Here is a 601-nt window from a genome sequence, read left to right on the forward strand (position 1 = left end):
GCCTCCGCCCGCGCCCCCTCCCGGACCGCCGGGACCGCCCGGGACGCCGGGGACTCCGGGGACGCCCGCGCAGACCTGGAGCGACGGACCGCGCTTCGCCTTCGGCACGCTGACGGTGTTCCCCGTGACCGTACGGCGCTGGGACCGCGGGGCCGCCCGCGCCGGCATGCTGAGCGCGCCCCTCGCCGGGCTCGCCGTGGGCCTCCTCGCCGCCGCGACGGGCCTGCTCCTGCTGGTGCTCGGCGCGGGTCCGCTCCTCGCGGCGGTGGCGAGCGCCGCCGTACCGGCCGTCCTCMCCCGCGGCCTGCACCTCGACGGCCTCGCGGACACTGCCGACGGCCTCGGCAGCGGCCGGCCCGCCGAGGGCGCGCTGGACGTCATGAAGCGGTCGGACATCGGCCCGTTCGGGGTCGTCACCCTGCTGCTCGTCCTGCTCGCCCAGGTCGCGGCGCTCTCCCAGGCGTACGGGTCCTCGTGGACCCGGGGCGCCCTCGCGGCGGTGGTCTCGGCGGCCGCCGCCCGGCTCGCGCTCACCCTGGCCGCCCGCGCGGGCGTGCCGCCCGCCCGTCCCGAGGGCCTGGGCGCCGCGGTCGCGGGCACG

General features: G+C 81.0%; 1 protein-coding gene. It reads left to right on the forward strand.

The annotated features are described in order from the left end of the window. On the forward strand, positions 1–601 hold a 601-nt coding region (locus tag FGF04_RS39765), incomplete at both ends, for an adenosylcobinamide-GDP ribazoletransferase (RefSeq protein WP_408055736.1).

Source organism: Streptomyces apricus, assembly GCF_008369065.1.
Classification (GTDB): Bacteria; Actinomycetota; Actinomycetes; order Streptomycetales; family Streptomycetaceae; genus Streptomyces; species Streptomyces apricus.